Below are 14,913 nucleotides of genomic sequence, written 5' to 3'. Positions count from 1 at the left end.
GGTGATTATATGTTTTTAGTTATTAGAGTTAGAGGAACTACTGGTGTTATCCAAAATATTGCTGACACCTTAGATATGTTAAGACTTAACAGAATCAGCCATGCAGTACTCGTTGAAGAAAACCCTAGCTACGAAGGTATGCTTCAAAAAGCTAAGGATTACATCACCTGGGGTGAAATTGATGCAGAAACCTTATCTGCTATCATTGCTAAAAGAGGTAGACTTCCAGGTAATGTAAAAGTTACTGACGAATACGTTGCTGAAAATACTGATTACAAAGACATCGCTGATTTAGCACAAGCTTTAATTGAATCTAAAGTTAAATTAGCTGATGTAGGAATTAAACCTGTATTCCGTTTACACCCTCCTAGAAAAGGATATGAAGATATTCGTTTATCTGTAAAAGAAGGTGGATCCTTAGGTTACAGGGGAGAAAATATTAAAGATCTCGCAAAGAAAATGCTTTAAATCGGGTGGATAATTATGATTAGAACAAAACGTAAAATTAACAAACAAAGAGGTTCTAGATCCAACGGTGGAGGCTGTACTAAAAAACGTAGAGGTGCAGGTAACAAAGGAGGAAAAGGAAAAGCAGGTATGGGTAAACAACATTGGACCTGGACTGTAATCCACGACCCTGACCACTTTGGTAAACATGGTTTCAAAAGACCTCAAAAAATGATTAAAAAAGTCAATGCTGTTAATTTAAACTACTTAGAAGAACAAGCTGATAAATTAATTGCAGATGGTAAAGCATCTCAAGATGGTGACGCTATCGTAATTGATGTAACTGAATTAGGTTACGACAAAGTTTTAGGTAAAGGTAAAATTACCAAAACTTTCAAAATTTCAGCTCCTCAATTTTCAGCATCTGCTGTAGAAAAAATTGAAGAATTAGGAGGAGAAGCTATAGAATTATAGCTTTTTTCTCTTTTTTATATTATTAGAGGAAAAAAATGTCCGCACTAGAATTTTTAGAGCCTGTCTTCAAAATTATTCCTGAAGTTAAATCTCCTGTTCACAGAGAAGATTTTAATGAAAAACTTAAATGGACAGCTCTTGTTTTAGTTTTATATTTTATATTAACCCAAATTCCATTATACGGGTTAGCTCCTGGAGCAATTGACTCATTTGCTCAGTTAAGAGCAGTTATGGCAGGAAGCTTCGGTTCCATTCTTACTTTAGGTATTGGTCCGATTGTTACTGCATCTATTGTTTTACAACTGTTAGTTGGTTCAAATCTTTTAGATTTGGATTTGTCTTCTCATAAGGACAAGTCTCATTTCCAAGCTACTCAAAAGATTCTTTCTATTGTATTTACAGTCTTTGAAGCAGCTGTTTTAGTATTAACTGGTAACTTAGTTCCTATTGATGGATCTTATACTTTAATATTAATTGCACAACTTGTTATTGGTGCATTTATTATTATTTACCTTGATGAAGTTGTTTCAAAATGGGGATTCGGTAGTGGTATTGGATTATTCATTGCAGCTGGTGTATGTCAAGCAATCATTGTAGGTACTTTCAGTATCTTAAATGGTGCAGATGGATTATTAGCAGGTATTATTCCTAAATTCATCCAACTTGCAGCTGGCGGTACTTTTGACTTCTCCATATTAGTTCCATTAATTGCAACTATTATTGTATTCTTAGTTGTATTATATGGTGAGGCTATGAAAGTGGAAATTCCTATTTCACATGGTCAAGTTAAAGGTCACGGTAGAATTAGAGGATCAGTTGGTAAATACCCATTAAAATTTGTTTACTCAAGTAACATGCCAGTTATTTTAACAAGTGCATTGCTTGTAAACTTCACTTTATTTGGAAACGTTTTCCAAAAAATAGGTATTCCAATTTTAGGTCACTTCGAAAACGGTAAAGCTGTTGATGGTATTGCATGGTTATTATCCACACCTAATTTATCCATGTTTGTAACAGACCCTATACATGTACTTGTATATGCAATCTTCTTTATTGCATGTTGTATATTGTTCTCATATCTCTGGGTAGAAATCAGTGGATTAAATGCTAAAAAGATTTCCGAACAACTTTACAAATCCGGTATTCAGATTCCTGGATTCAGAAGTAGTAAACGTCAATTATATAAAATTTTGAAAAAATACATTCCTGCACTTACCATTATTAGTGGTGTATATGTAGGTCTTATTGCTTTCCTTGCGGATTTAACTGGTGCTTTAGGTGGAGGTACAGGTGTATTGCTTACCGTAGGTATTCTCCATAAACTTTATGAAGAAATGGCAGAAGAACAACTCATGTCTGCAAATCCTGTTCTTAGGAAAGTTTTAGGAGGAGATTAATTTATCTCCTTTTTTCTTTTAACAATATGAGTGGGGGATTAATATGAAATTAGTAGTATTAACTGGTATTCCTGGTTCTGGAAGTACAACTTTACTTAACAAAGCTTTAGAAGAAGTAGATTATGTTCACTTAAACTATGGTGACATAATGACTGAAATCGCAATTAAAGAAAACATCGTACATGATAGAGATTCTTTAAGAAAATTGCCTACTGAAACACAAAAAGAAATTCAAGCTAAAGCAGCTAAAGAAATTAAACAAAGATCCGAAAACGACAATGTTATTGTTGATACTCATTGTACTATCAATACTCCGTCTGGATTTTTACCAGGACTTCCTAATTGGGTTTTAGAACAATTACAACCAGATCTTTTCATTTTAATTGAAGCAAATCCTGATGAAATCATTTTCAGAAGATTAAATGATGATACTCGTCAAAGAGATCTTCAAAAAGTTAAAGAAATTCAATTACATCAAGAAATGAACAGAGCAACTTCTATGGCTTACGCTACTTTAACTGGTGCAACCGTTAAAATAGTTGAAAACCATGATAATCATTTAGATTCCTCTGTTTCTAAATTAGTTGATGTTTTAAACTTATAAATTTGTTATTAGGGGTATATTATGTTTGATATAATGGGGATGGTTTATGGCGCTTTAAACGCTGTTTTCAATCCGATTCTCGCTATGGATCCGAATCCAAGTAATCCTGCTTTAACAGTGTTAATCATTGCATTTATTGTATCATTAATTACAACTGTTGCTAACAAGTATTTAGTTGACCAAGATGCATTAAATGAAAAGCAAGCTAAAATGAAAGAGTTTAATAAAGAACTCAGAGAAGCTCAAAAAAGAGGCGACGGTAAAAAAATGGCTCAGCTTCAAGCTCAGCAAACTGAAATGATGAAAGAAAACACTGAAATGATGTCAGAACAATTCAAACCAATGATTGTTACTTTCGTTCCAATTATTTTGATATTCTTCTGGATGAGAGCATCTGCAATTAATGATTTAGTAATCATTTTACCTAAAACTGTTTATTGGGTTACTTTGACTCCGCTTTGGCATGTACTTGGTAGTTTTTTCTATGGTGGTCAAGCTACTATTCCATATGGAATTGGTTGGTTATTATGGTATATGATTTGTACTTTCGGTATGAGTCAGATATTAAGAAAATTCCTCGGATTCAAACAAGGGTTTTAATTAAACCCTAAAAACTATATCTTTATTAATAATGAAGAATATATATTATAGTATTCTATATTGAATGCGCTATTACACAATTATTAAATTATTAAAAATTATTATAAGGTGATTAAATGCCTGCTAATAGGTTTAGATCAAGATCATATAAAAGAGTTCACAAAAACACTCCTGGTGGAGAAAATGTTTTAAGATACAAAAAGAAAAAACCATCTAAGCATGTTTGTGCTGAATGTGGTGCAGTATTACATGGTGTTCCTCGTGGACGTCCATATGAAATAGGTAAATTATCCAAAACCGCTAAAAGACCTAGCCGTCCTTTCGGTGGATACTTATGCTCAGCTTGTGCTCGTAAACATTTCAAAAACGAGGCTAGAAAATAATGATAATTACAATCGGTGGATTAGCTGGAACTGGAACCACAACACTTTCTGAAGTGTTAAGTGAAAAATTAGATGTTCCTTACATTTCTGCAGGCTTTGTATTTAGGGAAATGGCTGCTGAAAGGGGAATGAGTGTTCTCGAATTCAGTGAATTTGCTGAAGGTAATGATGAAATTGATAAAGAAATAGATAGGCGTCAAGCTGAAAAAGCTAAATCTTCAGATAACTTAATTCTTGAAGGCAGATTATCTGCATTTTTTGTAGAAAATGCTGATTTAAGAGTTTGGTTAATGACTCCTTTTGATGTTAGATCACAAAGGATTGCTCAAAGAGAGGATAAATCTGTTGATGTAGCTAAAAACGAAATTATTATTCGTGAAGAAAGCGAAGCTTTAAGATATAAAGAAATCCATGATATTGATATTAATCAAATGGATATCTATGATTTAATTATAAACACTGATAGCTTTGATCCAGAAAGCATATCAGAAATCATTACAACAACATTAAAGGTGATATAAATGGCATCAATCGAAGTAGGTAGAGTATGTGTTAAAACTGCTGGTAGAGAAGCAGGCGAAAAATGCGCAATCGTTGAAATTATCGATGAAAACTTTGTAGAAGTAATTGGTGAAGCTGTAAAAAACAGAAGATGTAATATTGCTCACTTAGAACCAACTGCAGATTCTATCGATGTTTCTGGTGATGCAGACTCTATTAAAGCAGCATTAGCTGACTTATAAATTTAATGAATAATCTTATTTATTCATATCTTTTTTTTATTTAACTATTTTTTTTAAGGTTTTTTCATGAAATTTGACATGATTACTAAATCTAAAAGTTTTACTTCCCCTGAATTTGGATGTAAACCTGAAGAAAGGGAAATTTCTGAATATATTTCTAAAGGTGTAATTAATTTAGATAAACCGTCAGGTCCAACTTCTCATGAAATTGATTCTTGGGTTAAAAGAATTTTACCTATTGAAAAGTCCGGACATGGTGGAACATTAGATCCTAAAGTAACTGGTATCTTACCTGTTGGTTTAGATGATGCAACAAGAGCAATTCAACTTCTTTTAACTGCTCCAAAGGAATATGTTTGTTTATTGACTTTCCATCAGGATGTTAGCGAAGAGCGCATTCGTGAAGTTTTTGCAGAATTTACCGGTAAAATATTCCAGCTTCCTCCTGTTAAATCAGCAGTAAAACGTGAATTAAGAACACGTAATGTATATTATGCTACTATTTATGAGATAGAAGGAAGAGATGTTTTATTTAGAATCGGTTGTGAAGCAGGAACTTATGTAAGAACCTATTGTCACAATATTGGTGAAGCTTTAGGTGTTGGCGCACATATGGCTGAACTTAGAAGAACACAGGTAGGTTCATTTAATGAAAAAAACAATCTTGTTACATTACAGGATGTAACTGATGCATACCATTTCTATATTGAAGATGGGGATGATTCATTCTTAAGAAAAGCAATCATGCCAATGGAAAGAGCAGCAGATTATTTGCCTAAAATCGTTATTAAAGATTCCGCTGTAGATGCAATTTGTCATGGTGCAAATCTTGCTTGCGGAGGTATTTCACAACTTGCAGATAACATTCAAAAGAATGATATTGTTGCAATTGAAACTCTTAAGGGCGAATTAGTTGGTGCTGGTCGTTCATTATTAACTTCCAATGAAATCATGGATGCAGATTCCGGTTTTGCTGTTAATGTTTCTAAAGTATTCATGAAACCAGATACATATCCAAGATTTTGGAAATAATTTTTTTTATTCTTTTTATTCAAATTTTTTTTACTTATTTTATTTACATTAGATGATTAAGTATTTGTCTTCTTATGCATACTTACTTGTTTTTTATTTGCTTTTGATTTTATTTACAATCACTTCATCTAAAAACAATAAAATAAGGTTGTTTAATAGTATATTCTTTATAAAAATAGTGTTTTTTGGTATAAAAAAGTAAAAAAAGAAATGGAAAAGCTAGAAAGCTCCTCCACCTCCACCACCAGATCCTCCTCCGGCACCACCAAAGCCGTAAGAGTCACTTGGGTTAGCTGATACTTCACCAGCATGGAATGCTGAGTTCATCATAGAGTATCCACCATAGTAGTGGTACATGTATAAATCACCCATATCTTCAGTATTTGGCATATGGAGTTTCATGGATTTGTAAACTTGGTCTGCTACTCCAAGAGCAGTTCCATAAATCAAGTACTTGTTCCAAACAACTATTGATTCTGGAGGGTGTTCTTTAATTAAACTGTTGTCTTTTAAGAACTTCTTCAAGTTTCTCCATTTGAGATAGTATTCCCTACCTTCTTTTGTCCATCTTCCAAAAATATCCTCTTTGAAAAATATTATGATTATGGAAAATGCAAATAGGAATATTCCACATCCCATTGTGAAAAATCCAGAACTAGCATTTGTAATAGCTCCAAGAATTACCTGAATAATACCAATTATTATTCCTGCTGCTGATAAGAACAGGGTGTAAGTATAACCTTTATCATCAAAGTAGTATGGTACATCAATTTGTTCGTTAACCATTGATTCCCATTCATGAACTTGATCTACAAACCATTTTCCATTTGCTTCTATAGATAAAACTCCATTAAGTCTTGAGAGATTTAGAGTATTGTCATTTGCAAAATTATTTAAAATTTTGTATACCTTTTTCTCAGCTTCGCTTAATCCTTTATTGCTTTTAAATGTTAGGAATAAATCTTTTGTTGAACTTTCATGATCTTCACTTACATCAAGGGTTATTGCCTTTTTATCGATAAGATTCATGATTGAAGCTTCAAATCCTTTTAAGTTAGGAGTTCCAATACTTGATCTGTTTTCAACCAATGCATTAACAACTTCAGGTGAGTCATTTGTTGGCAAATCTCTTTCATATATTCCGTCATAGTCAACTTTAGGTTCTCTTCCATATTTAAGATAAATTACTACTGCTGCTACTGGAGATAAGAAAGATAATAATCCAAAAATGGTATAAACCATATTCCAAAAAGCACGTCCTTCAGTACTTTCTTTTAGGTTTTTCATAATCATTTCACGACCATCTTTGTCAACATGTTTTGCATTTGGAGATGTTGCAAAGTCTTTTACAGGCATTAATACAAGTGCTTCGTAGTAGTCTCCTGTAGGTACATAACCACCGGTTGTTTTAAGAGTGTTTCCTTCAACAGATGATGAAACATTATGCTCTTGTGGGTTTAAATAAAATTCATTTCCACTATCTGCCGGTAAATGTATTGTTGCATCTACACTTTTGATCGGTTCGTCCCATTCTTCTCCAACAAGTTTGTATTGGAGTCCTGCAACATCATTAAAGACTGTTACTACGTTTTTCATATCATAGCTTATGTGTACTGTTACATCACAGTCTTTTATTCCTTTGGTATGTGCTGCATCAGAGTATAAATAAATTTTTAAATGGGTCTTTCCATCTTTTTCACTTTGCTCGCAGACTGCATAAGCACCTTCTGCATATACTTTTACGTTTTCTATTTTTTCTCCGGTTTTAAGGGGAATATCTCTGTATACTCCGTTAAATGATCCGTCAAAAGAATAGTCATAACTTTCTTCTACGTGTAATAATCCGTTATTAAAAACAGTTAAATCCAATACTGCATGTTCGATTGAATAGCTTCTATCGTCATCTGCAGAAACTGATGCAACTGTTGTAAACAATAATAAAAAAAGTAAGATTATTACAAATGTTTTTTTAACATTCATAAAATCCCTCATAATCTAAAATTCAACGTGTGGAACTGCTTTTTCTGATTCAGTGGTTTCAAAGTATTCTTCGGTTTTAAAACCAAACATTTTTGCAAGCATACTGCTTGGGAATTGTTGACATGCATTGTTGTATTTTAAAACAACATCATTGTAAAACTGTCTTGAATATGCAATTTTATCTTCAGTTTCACTTAATTCACTTTGTAATTGTTGGAAATTGCTGTTTGCTTTTAAGTCAGGGTAATTTTCAGCAACTGCAAAGAGAGTTTTTAATGCACCGGTTAATACATTGTTTGCTGCACTGGTTTCTTCAACAGTGGTAGCATTCATTACGCCGGTTCTTGCTTTGGTTACTTCTTCAAGAACAGATTTTTCGTGTTCTGCATAACCTTTTACGGTTTCAACAAGATTTGGTATTAAATCATTTCTTCTTTTAAGCTGAACATCGATTTGTGAATAACTGTTTTTCACACGGTTTCTAAGTCCAACTAAGTTGTTGTACATGTGTACGAGTGTAAATACAATAAATATAATTACTAATATAATAACTATTGGCATTAACATAATATCACTAATCTTTAATTTTCACTAACATTTAATATAAAAGTTGTTTTTTAAATTCTGTTTTTTTAAGTTTATTAACTAGAACAATCTAATATATTATTGTAAGTATAGCTTTTTTTTAAAAACTATTGCTAGAAATCAATACCTTTATATACTTGAAGGTAGATATATTAATTTATCATGTTATTCTAGACAACATGATTGCAAGTATTTGCTAACTATTTTAATGCCGAGATAGTCTAGCCTGGTAAGGCGCGAGACTGGAAATCTCGTGGGCGTTCAGCCCTCCTGGGTTCAAATCCCAGTCTCGGCGTTTATTAGTTTTTAACTATATTTTTTTAACTTTATTAAAATACTTGTTAAACTGATATTTTTGCACTCTTAGTTATTTTAGTAACTAAGTTTATAACTGTTGAAAGAACTGTGTTTTGTTAATCAAAACATTCGAATCTATAACTAACGTCTCGTAGATTCGCTCTATAAATGGAGGTTATTTGATGGAAGACGATTTTAAGCATTTAGTGCGTATTTCAAGAAAGGACGTAAATGGTAACAAAACCATTGAACAAGCTTTAACTGAAATTAAAGGTGTAGGAATCTCTTTATCTAAAACTATGTGCCGTATTTTGGACTTAGATTTAGAAGCTAAAATTGGATACATCGCTGACGAAGATGTTTTAAGAATTGAAGAAATTTTAGAAAACCCTCAAGACTTTGGCATTCCTAGATGGATGTTAAACCGTAGGGAAGACTATGAAACTGGTGAAGACATTCACTTAATCGAATCTGATCTTGACATGACTTTAAGAGATGATTTAAACAGAATGAAAAAGACCAGAAGTTACAAAGGTAGAAGACACGAAGTCGGTTTACCTGTTAGAGGTCAAAGAACCAAGTCTACTTTCAGAAAAAGTTCTTCAGTTGGTGTAAAACGTTCACGCGGATAGACATGGAACTTTTTTTTAAGAAATTAAATTTTAAATTCAATTTTATAAAGGAGATGTTTTAATGGGACAACCTAGAAAATCAAGGAAAAAATATAATACACCACCACATCCTTGGAATGCGGAAAGAATTAAAAATGAAAACAAATTAATGGCTAAATACGGTTTAAAAAATAAAAAAGAAATTTGGAAAGCTGATACTTTAGTCAGAAGATACAGTAGGGAAGCAAGATACTTACTCGGTTTTTCTGCTGATCAAATGCAAGAAGAAAAATTAGAATTATTAGGACACTTAGCTAGAACCGGTGTTTTACCTGAAGGTGCTGCTCTTGAAGAAATCTTAGACTTAAACGTTGAAGATATCTTAAGAAGAAGATTACAAACTATTGTATACAATAAAGGTTTAGCTCGTACTCCTAAAGAAGCAAGAATGTTTGTTGTACACGGACACATAGCATTAAACGGTAAAAAAATCAACTCACCAAGTTATGTAGTTTTAAAAGGTCAAGAAGACGACATCGGTTTCTACCGTTCTTCACCTGTAGCTAAACAAATTGAAGAGTACAACAATGGTAAAGCTGATAAAGTTAATACTGAGGAATAGAGGGTGTAATTATGGCAAAAGATGAAAAATGGGGTATCGCTAATATTTACTCATCATTCAACAACACTATTATTACTGTAACAGACATTACTGGTGCTGAAACTATTTCCCAATGGTCTGGTGGAAAAGTTGTACGTGCAGACAGACAACAATCTTCACCTTTCGCAGCTATGGCTGCAGCAACTAGAATTGCTGATGATGCAAAAGAAAAAGGATTCGTTGGTTTACATATCAAAGTAAGAGCTCCTGGTGGAAATGGACCTAGAAGTCCAGGACCTGGTGCACAAGCTACTATTCGTGCTTTAGCAAGAGCTGGAATTAAAATTGGAAAAATAGAAGATATTACTCCAATTCCTCACGATGGTACTGGAAGACCTGGTGGTAAAAGAGGAAGAAGAATTTAGATGGATGGTTTAATATGGAGATAGAAGTTAAAAGTCAAAAGGATGATGAAATTGTATTCATTGTTCGTGATGCAGAAGTACCTTTTATCAATGCAATTAGAAGATGTGCTATGGTTAACGTACCAAAAATAGCTATCGAAGATGTAAATATTATTAGAAATGATTCCGCTATGTTTAATGAGGTACTCGCTCATAGACTTGGTTTAACTCCTTTAGTTTCTGATCTTGATGCTCTTGAAGGATTATCTTTACCCGAAGATGATGATTGGGATGAGTATGATAATGGAATCATGTTCTCTTTAGTCGAAGAAGGACCTAAAGTAGTTTATTCAAAGGATTTAATATCTTCAGACTCAAAAATTAAACCTGTATACGATACCATTCCTTTAGTAAAACTTAAAGAAAATGAACAACTCAAAATTGAAGCTGTTGCTAAAGTAGGATACGGAAAAGAACATGCTAAATGGATGCCTACTACTGTTTGTGCATATAAACAATATCCTGAAATCACTTTTAATGATGATATGGAAATTGATTATGACTGTGCATCTGCATGCCCAAGAGGTGTTTTAAAATCTGATAAAAGATCTAAAAAGATTAAGATTTTAGACATCGAAAACTGTGCTATGTGTAAAAGTTGCGTCAGAGCTTCAACCAATGGTTATATTAACGTAGGGTATCGTGAAAATGATTTCATATTTAGAATAGAAACTGATGGATCAATGCCTCCTAAAGAAGTTTTATTAAAAGCTTGTGAAGTATTAGGTGAAAAAGCAGATAAGTTTATCAGATTTAGTGAAGAAGGAGGAAGTAAATAATGGCTAAAAAGATTATAAAAACTAATCCTAACCTTATTGAACTTATTAATAAACTTTATGAACAATCAAGAAGTGAAGATGCAGCTATTTGGAAAGATGTTGCACAAAGACTTGAAAGGTCTAATAGAAGAACCGCTGAAGTAAATTTGTCTGATATTGCAAGACATGCTGAAGCTGGTGAAACTATCTTAGTACCAGGTAAAGTTTTATCAAACGGTAATTTAACAGAAAAAGTAGATGTTGTAGCATTAAAATTCTCAGCTAAAGCACAAGAAAAAATCGAAAGTGCTGGTGGAGAATGCATCGCTATTGATGAAATAATCGAATCTAATCCTAAAGGATCAAACATTAGGATAATGGAATAGGTGTTATTATGATTATTGACGGAGAAGGATGCGTTTTAGGAAGATTAGCTAGTGTAACTAGTAAAAATCTTTTAGAAGGCGAAGAAGTAATTATTATTAATGCTGAAAAAATTATGTTAACTGGTAATAAGGATTGGGCTTATGCTAAATACAAACAAAGAGTTGACAGAGCAAGTATCTCCAACCCTCGTGACTTAGGTCCTAAATATCCTAGAAGACCAGATGATATATTTAGAAGAACTGTAAGAGGAATGTTACCTTTCAAAAAATCCAAAGGTAAAACTGCATTCAAAGGCTTAAAAGCATTTGTTGGCGTACCTGCTGAATACGCTGATGCAGAACTCACCGCAGTTCCTGAAGCAGAATACAAAAACATTAAAAAAGGTATTGAATTAGGTGAAATCTCCAAACTTTTAGGAGCTACCTTTTAGATAAATGGATGTGTAATTATGGTTAAAGTTATTCATACTAGTGGAAAACGTAAAACAGCTATCGCAAGAGGTACTGTTCGTGAAGGAACCGGTAAAATCAGAATTAACAGAGTTCCTTTAGAACTTTATTCTCCAGAGCTTGCTAACTTAAAATTACAAGAACCATTAATCTTAGCTGGTGACTTAGCTAATGAAGTGGATATTAACATCCGCGTTATTGGTGGAGGAGTAATGGGTCAAGCTGAAGCTGCACGTATGGTTATTGCAAAAGGACTCGTCCAATGGTCTAATGATATGGATTTAAAAGACAAATTCATCCAACACGACAGAACTATGTTAGTTGGTGACCCAAGACGTTCCGAACCTAAAAAATACGGTGGTCCTGGTGCAAGAGCTCGTAAACAAAAAAGTTACAGATAATTCTTTCTGTACTTTTATTTTTTATTTAAATTAAAAAAGATGATATAAATGATTCCTATTAGATGTTTAAGTTGTGGAAAACCTGTATCCGCAGTCTTTGATGAATATAACAAAAGGGTTGAAGCTGGTGAAAAATCTAAAGATGTTTTAGATGATTTAGGTTTAACTAGATATTGTTGTAGAAGAATGTTAATTTCTCATGTTGAGACATGGGAATAATTATACATTTGTAGGGATATTTTTTAATAAAAATATAATCTTGGTAAAATATATGCCTAAAAATGGAAGTAATATTCATGGATGTTGAAAAAAAATTAACAAGGTTTGAAAGAGCTAGACTTCTCGGAGCTAGAGCAATTCAAATATCTATGGGTGCTAAACCTTTAGTTGAAATTAAGGACTCTTTAGATCCTATTGATATAGCTTACGAAGAACTCAAAGCTGGAGTTTTACCATTAGATGTTATTAGATACGAATAAATAGCTTTTCTATTTATTCCTAATATTTATTTAAAAAAAATAAAAAATACCAATATAACTCTATAAATAAACTTACTGATTTTTTTAGCAGTATAGGTTAGTTGGTAATAAATTAATTGGCACTGAGGTGTTTTTTTTGGTTAGTATAATAGAAGACGTCCAGGTTCGTAAGATCTTGGATAGCAGAGGTAACCCTACTATCGAAGTAGATGTTGTTACTTGGAATAGTTCGGGTAGAGCTGCTGCACCTAGCGGAGCAAGTACTGGTTCACGCGAAGTAGTACCGTATCCAAAAGGTGGTATTGATGAAGTTGTAAGTGAAATGGAAGATTTAATCGCTTCTGAACTTATCGGTATGGATGCTGATGATTTAGCAACCATTGATGAAGTATTAAAAGAAGTCGATGGAACCGATAATTTGTCCGCTATTGGTGGTAACACTACTGTTGCTATTTCAATGGCAGTGGCTAAAGCTGCAGCTGCATCTTATAACATGCCATTATATAAATACATTGGTGGAAATTTAGTAAATGAATTACCTTTCCCTTTAGGTAATATGATGAACGGTGGAGCACATGCTGGTATTAATGCACCAGATATTCAGGAATTCTTAGTTGTTCCTGTAGGAGCTTCTAACATTGGTGATGCAGTTTTTGCTAATGCTTACGTTCACAAAAGACTTAAAGAGTTAATTCAAACTAAAGATTCAAACTTTACTGGTGGTAAAGGTGACGAAGGTGGATGGGTACCTAACATTTCTAATGATGTTGCTTTAGAAATTCAGGCTCAGGCTTGTGAAGAAGTAACTGATGAATTAGGTATTGAAATTAGACCTTCACTTGATATGGCTGCATCCGAATTATGGAATGCAGAAGAGCAAAAATACATTTATGCTCAAGATGGTATTAAAAGAGATACCGGAGATCAAATAGATTTCGTAAAAGATATTATTGATACTTACAATATATTTTATGTAGAAGATCCATTTGATGAATCCGACTTTGGAGGATTTTCTCAGTTAACTGCAAAAGTGGGAGATAAATGCCTTGTATGTGGTGATGATTTATTTGTAACAAATAAAGACTTGCTTGCTAAAGGTATTGAAATGAAAGCTGCAAATGCTATCATTATTAAACCAAATCAAATTGGTTCTTTATCTGAAACTTATGCTACTGTTAAATTAGCTAAAGAAAATAATATCGTCCCTGTTGTATCTCATAGGTCCGGTGAAACTACTGATGAGACTATTGCTCATTTAGCAGTTGGTTTTTCATCTCCGATGATTAAAACAGGAGCTATTGGTGGGGAAAGAATAGCTAAATTAAATGAACTAATTCGCATAGAAGAGGAACTTCCAAATCCAATTATGAATAAGTTTTAAATAGTTTAGAGGAATTACTATGGCTAAAGTAACTATTGAATATGATAAATGTGATGGTGCAGACTGTGCAGAATGTTCTGATGTCTGTCCTATGGAAGTATTGGTTCTTAAAGGAGACAAAATTGAAATTGTCGACCCTTCAGAATGTAGTTATTGTGAAGTATGTATGGACGTTTGTCCAAACGATTGTGTTAAAATTGAAGATGATTTTTAAATGAGGTGTAAAAAATGGCAAATGATGAACTTTTAATAGACTTAGACAATTACTTAGCAGCTGGTTTACATATTGGAACTCAACAAAAAACCAGTGACATGGAAAAATACATATTCAGAGTAAGATCTGACGGTTTATACGTATTAGATATTCAAAAAACTGATGAAAGAATCAGACAAATCGCAAAACTTTTAGCAAAATATGACCCAGAAGACATTTTAGTAGTAGCTACCAGACAATACGGTCAAGCTCCTGTTAAAAAATTCGGTGAAATTACCGGTGCAAAAACTATCCCTGGTAGATTCATCCCTGGTACTTTAACCAATCCAAATTATGCTAAATTCATTGAACCTAAAGTTATTGTTGTAACTGACCCAAGATCTGACGCACAAGCTGTTTTAGAATCCAAACAAAACGGTATTCTCGTTGTTGGATTATGTGATACTGAAAACTTACTCAGTTTTGTTGATATTGCAATCCCAGTTAACAACAAAGGTAGAAAAGCTATCGCTTTAGTTTACTGGTTACTTGCAAGACAAATCTTAAGAGAAAGAGGAGACATTCCTGAAGACGGTGACTTAGATATTGATTCCACTGACTTTGAACTTAAATTTTAAGTGAGTTAA

Annotated in this window: 23 protein-coding genes and 1 tRNA gene; 22 read left to right on the top strand and 2 right to left on the bottom strand. The window is 33.1% G+C overall.

The features are described from left to right. The first annotated feature begins 9 nt into the window (after positions 1 to 9). The 9 genes from PUD86_01715 to PUD86_01675 all read left to right on the top strand — a co-directional run bounded on the left by PUD86_01715 (position 10) and on the right by PUD86_01675 (position 5,680). Positions 10 to 468, top strand: a complete 459-nt coding sequence (locus PUD86_01715) for a 50S ribosomal protein L30 (GenBank protein ID MDD6776002.1) — start codon at positions 10 to 12, stop codon at positions 466 to 468. A 15-nt stretch (positions 469 to 483) separates the two neighbouring features. Then, complete coding sequence (locus PUD86_01710) at positions 484 to 921, top strand: uL15 family ribosomal protein (protein MDD6776001.1); 438 nt, start codon at positions 484 to 486, stop codon at positions 919 to 921. Positions 922 to 956: 35 nt separating this feature from the next. Further along, on the top strand, positions 957 to 2,318 hold the full coding sequence (gene secY, locus PUD86_01705) for a preprotein translocase subunit SecY (protein ID MDD6776000.1): 1,362 nt from the start codon (positions 957 to 959) through the stop codon (positions 2,316 to 2,318). Between the two features lie 43 nt (positions 2,319 to 2,361). Next, a complete protein-coding gene (locus PUD86_01700) occupies positions 2,362 to 2,922 on the top strand; it encodes an adenylate kinase (protein MDD6775999.1) in 561 nt (186 codons plus the stop codon). Between the two features lie 21 nt (positions 2,923 to 2,943). Then, the gene (locus PUD86_01695) at positions 2,944 to 3,522 is read left to right on the top strand and encodes an EMC3/TMCO1 family protein (protein MDD6775998.1); all 579 of its coding nucleotides are present in this window, start codon (positions 2,944 to 2,946) and stop codon (positions 3,520 to 3,522) included. A 116-nt stretch (positions 3,523 to 3,638) separates the two neighbouring features. Then, positions 3,639 to 3,905, top strand: a complete 267-nt coding sequence (locus PUD86_01690; protein ID MDD6775997.1) for a 50S ribosomal protein L34e — start codon at positions 3,639 to 3,641, stop codon at positions 3,903 to 3,905. After that, entirely contained in the window at positions 3,905 to 4,426 is a 522-nt protein-coding gene (locus PUD86_01685) for an AAA family ATPase (GenBank protein ID MDD6775996.1), read from the top strand. The genes PUD86_01690 and PUD86_01685 overlap by 1 nt, the downstream gene beginning before the upstream one ends. Continuing rightward, complete coding sequence (locus tag PUD86_01680; GenBank protein MDD6775995.1) at positions 4,427 to 4,648, top strand: 50S ribosomal protein L14e; 222 nt, start codon at positions 4,427 to 4,429, stop codon at positions 4,646 to 4,648. A 66-nt stretch (positions 4,649 to 4,714) separates the two neighbouring features. After that, positions 4,715 to 5,680, top strand: a complete 966-nt coding sequence (locus tag PUD86_01675) for an RNA-guided pseudouridylation complex pseudouridine synthase subunit Cbf5 (protein MDD6775994.1) — start codon at positions 4,715 to 4,717, stop codon at positions 5,678 to 5,680. A 219-nt stretch (positions 5,681 to 5,899) separates the two neighbouring features. Here PUD86_01675 and PUD86_01670 read toward each other — a convergent pair whose 3' ends face one another. Continuing rightward, entirely contained in the window at positions 5,900 to 7,660 is a 1,761-nt protein-coding gene (locus tag PUD86_01670) for a DUF2207 domain-containing protein (GenBank protein ID MDD6775993.1), read from the bottom strand. Between the two features lie 15 nt (positions 7,661 to 7,675). Continuing rightward, the gene (locus tag PUD86_01665) at positions 7,676 to 8,239 is read right to left on the bottom strand and encodes a LemA family protein (GenBank protein MDD6775992.1); all 564 of its coding nucleotides are present in this window, start codon (positions 8,237 to 8,239) and stop codon (positions 7,676 to 7,678) included. A gap of 216 nt (positions 8,240 to 8,455) precedes the next feature. Between PUD86_01665 and PUD86_01660 the strand changes: the two genes are divergently transcribed. From PUD86_01660 to rpsB, 13 genes are all read left to right on the top strand, one after another. Continuing rightward, positions 8,456 to 8,540, top strand: a tRNA-Ser gene (locus PUD86_01660). A 184-nt stretch (positions 8,541 to 8,724) separates the two neighbouring features. Next, positions 8,725 to 9,174 carry a 30S ribosomal protein S13 gene (locus tag PUD86_01655; protein ID MDD6775991.1) on the top strand — a complete coding sequence of 150 codons (450 nt, stop codon included), beginning with the start codon at positions 8,725 to 8,727 and terminating at the stop codon, positions 9,172 to 9,174. A gap of 61 nt (positions 9,175 to 9,235) precedes the next feature. Beyond that, positions 9,236 to 9,775: a 30S ribosomal protein S4 gene (locus PUD86_01650; GenBank protein ID MDD6775990.1), complete on the top strand. Its 540-nt coding sequence runs from the start codon at positions 9,236 to 9,238 to the stop codon at positions 9,773 to 9,775. Between the two features lie 11 nt (positions 9,776 to 9,786). Next, complete coding sequence (locus tag PUD86_01645) at positions 9,787 to 10,179, top strand: 30S ribosomal protein S11 (GenBank protein MDD6775989.1); 393 nt, start codon at positions 9,787 to 9,789, stop codon at positions 10,177 to 10,179. Positions 10,180 to 10,193: 14 nt separating this feature from the next. After that, positions 10,194 to 10,997, top strand: coding sequence for a DNA-directed RNA polymerase subunit D (locus tag PUD86_01640; GenBank protein ID MDD6775988.1), 804 nt, complete (start codon positions 10,194 to 10,196; stop codon positions 10,995 to 10,997). Beyond that, on the top strand, positions 10,997 to 11,362 hold the full coding sequence (locus PUD86_01635) for a 50S ribosomal protein L18e (GenBank protein ID MDD6775987.1): 366 nt from the start codon (positions 10,997 to 10,999) through the stop codon (positions 11,360 to 11,362). Before PUD86_01640 ends, PUD86_01635 begins: the two co-directional genes overlap by 1 nt. An 8-nt stretch (positions 11,363 to 11,370) precedes the next feature. Next, a complete protein-coding gene (locus PUD86_01630) occupies positions 11,371 to 11,793 on the top strand; it encodes a 50S ribosomal protein L13 (protein MDD6775986.1) in 423 nt (140 codons plus the stop codon). An 18-nt stretch (positions 11,794 to 11,811) separates the two neighbouring features. Beyond that, a complete protein-coding gene (locus tag PUD86_01625; GenBank protein MDD6775985.1) occupies positions 11,812 to 12,213 on the top strand; it encodes a 30S ribosomal protein S9 in 402 nt (133 codons plus the stop codon). Between the two features lie 48 nt (positions 12,214 to 12,261). Further along, positions 12,262 to 12,432 carry a DNA-directed RNA polymerase subunit N gene (locus PUD86_01620; protein ID MDD6775984.1) on the top strand — a complete coding sequence of 57 codons (171 nt, stop codon included), beginning with the start codon at positions 12,262 to 12,264 and terminating at the stop codon, positions 12,430 to 12,432. 62 nt (positions 12,433 to 12,494) lie between these two features. After that, a complete protein-coding gene (locus tag PUD86_01615) occupies positions 12,495 to 12,692 on the top strand; it encodes a DNA-directed RNA polymerase subunit K (protein ID MDD6775983.1) in 198 nt (65 codons plus the stop codon). Between the two features lie 136 nt (positions 12,693 to 12,828). Next, the gene (gene eno, locus PUD86_01610) at positions 12,829 to 14,073 is read left to right on the top strand and encodes a phosphopyruvate hydratase (GenBank protein ID MDD6775982.1); all 1,245 of its coding nucleotides are present in this window, start codon (positions 12,829 to 12,831) and stop codon (positions 14,071 to 14,073) included. Between the two features lie 19 nt (positions 14,074 to 14,092). Continuing rightward, a complete protein-coding gene (locus tag PUD86_01605; GenBank protein MDD6775981.1) occupies positions 14,093 to 14,287 on the top strand; it encodes a 4Fe-4S binding protein in 195 nt (64 codons plus the stop codon). Positions 14,288 to 14,301: 14 nt separating this feature from the next. Continuing rightward, positions 14,302 to 14,904 carry a 30S ribosomal protein S2 gene (gene rpsB / locus PUD86_01600; GenBank protein ID MDD6775980.1) on the top strand — a complete coding sequence of 201 codons (603 nt, stop codon included), beginning with the start codon at positions 14,302 to 14,304 and terminating at the stop codon, positions 14,902 to 14,904. Positions 14,905 to 14,913 lie beyond the last annotated feature (9 nt).

This window comes from Methanobacteriaceae archaeon (genome assembly GCA_029219465.1).
Taxonomy (GTDB): Archaea; Methanobacteriota; Methanobacteria; order Methanobacteriales; family Methanobacteriaceae; genus Methanocatella.
The sequence above is the reverse complement of the archived record's forward strand: the minus strand, read 5'-3'. Positions and strand labels throughout refer to the sequence as shown.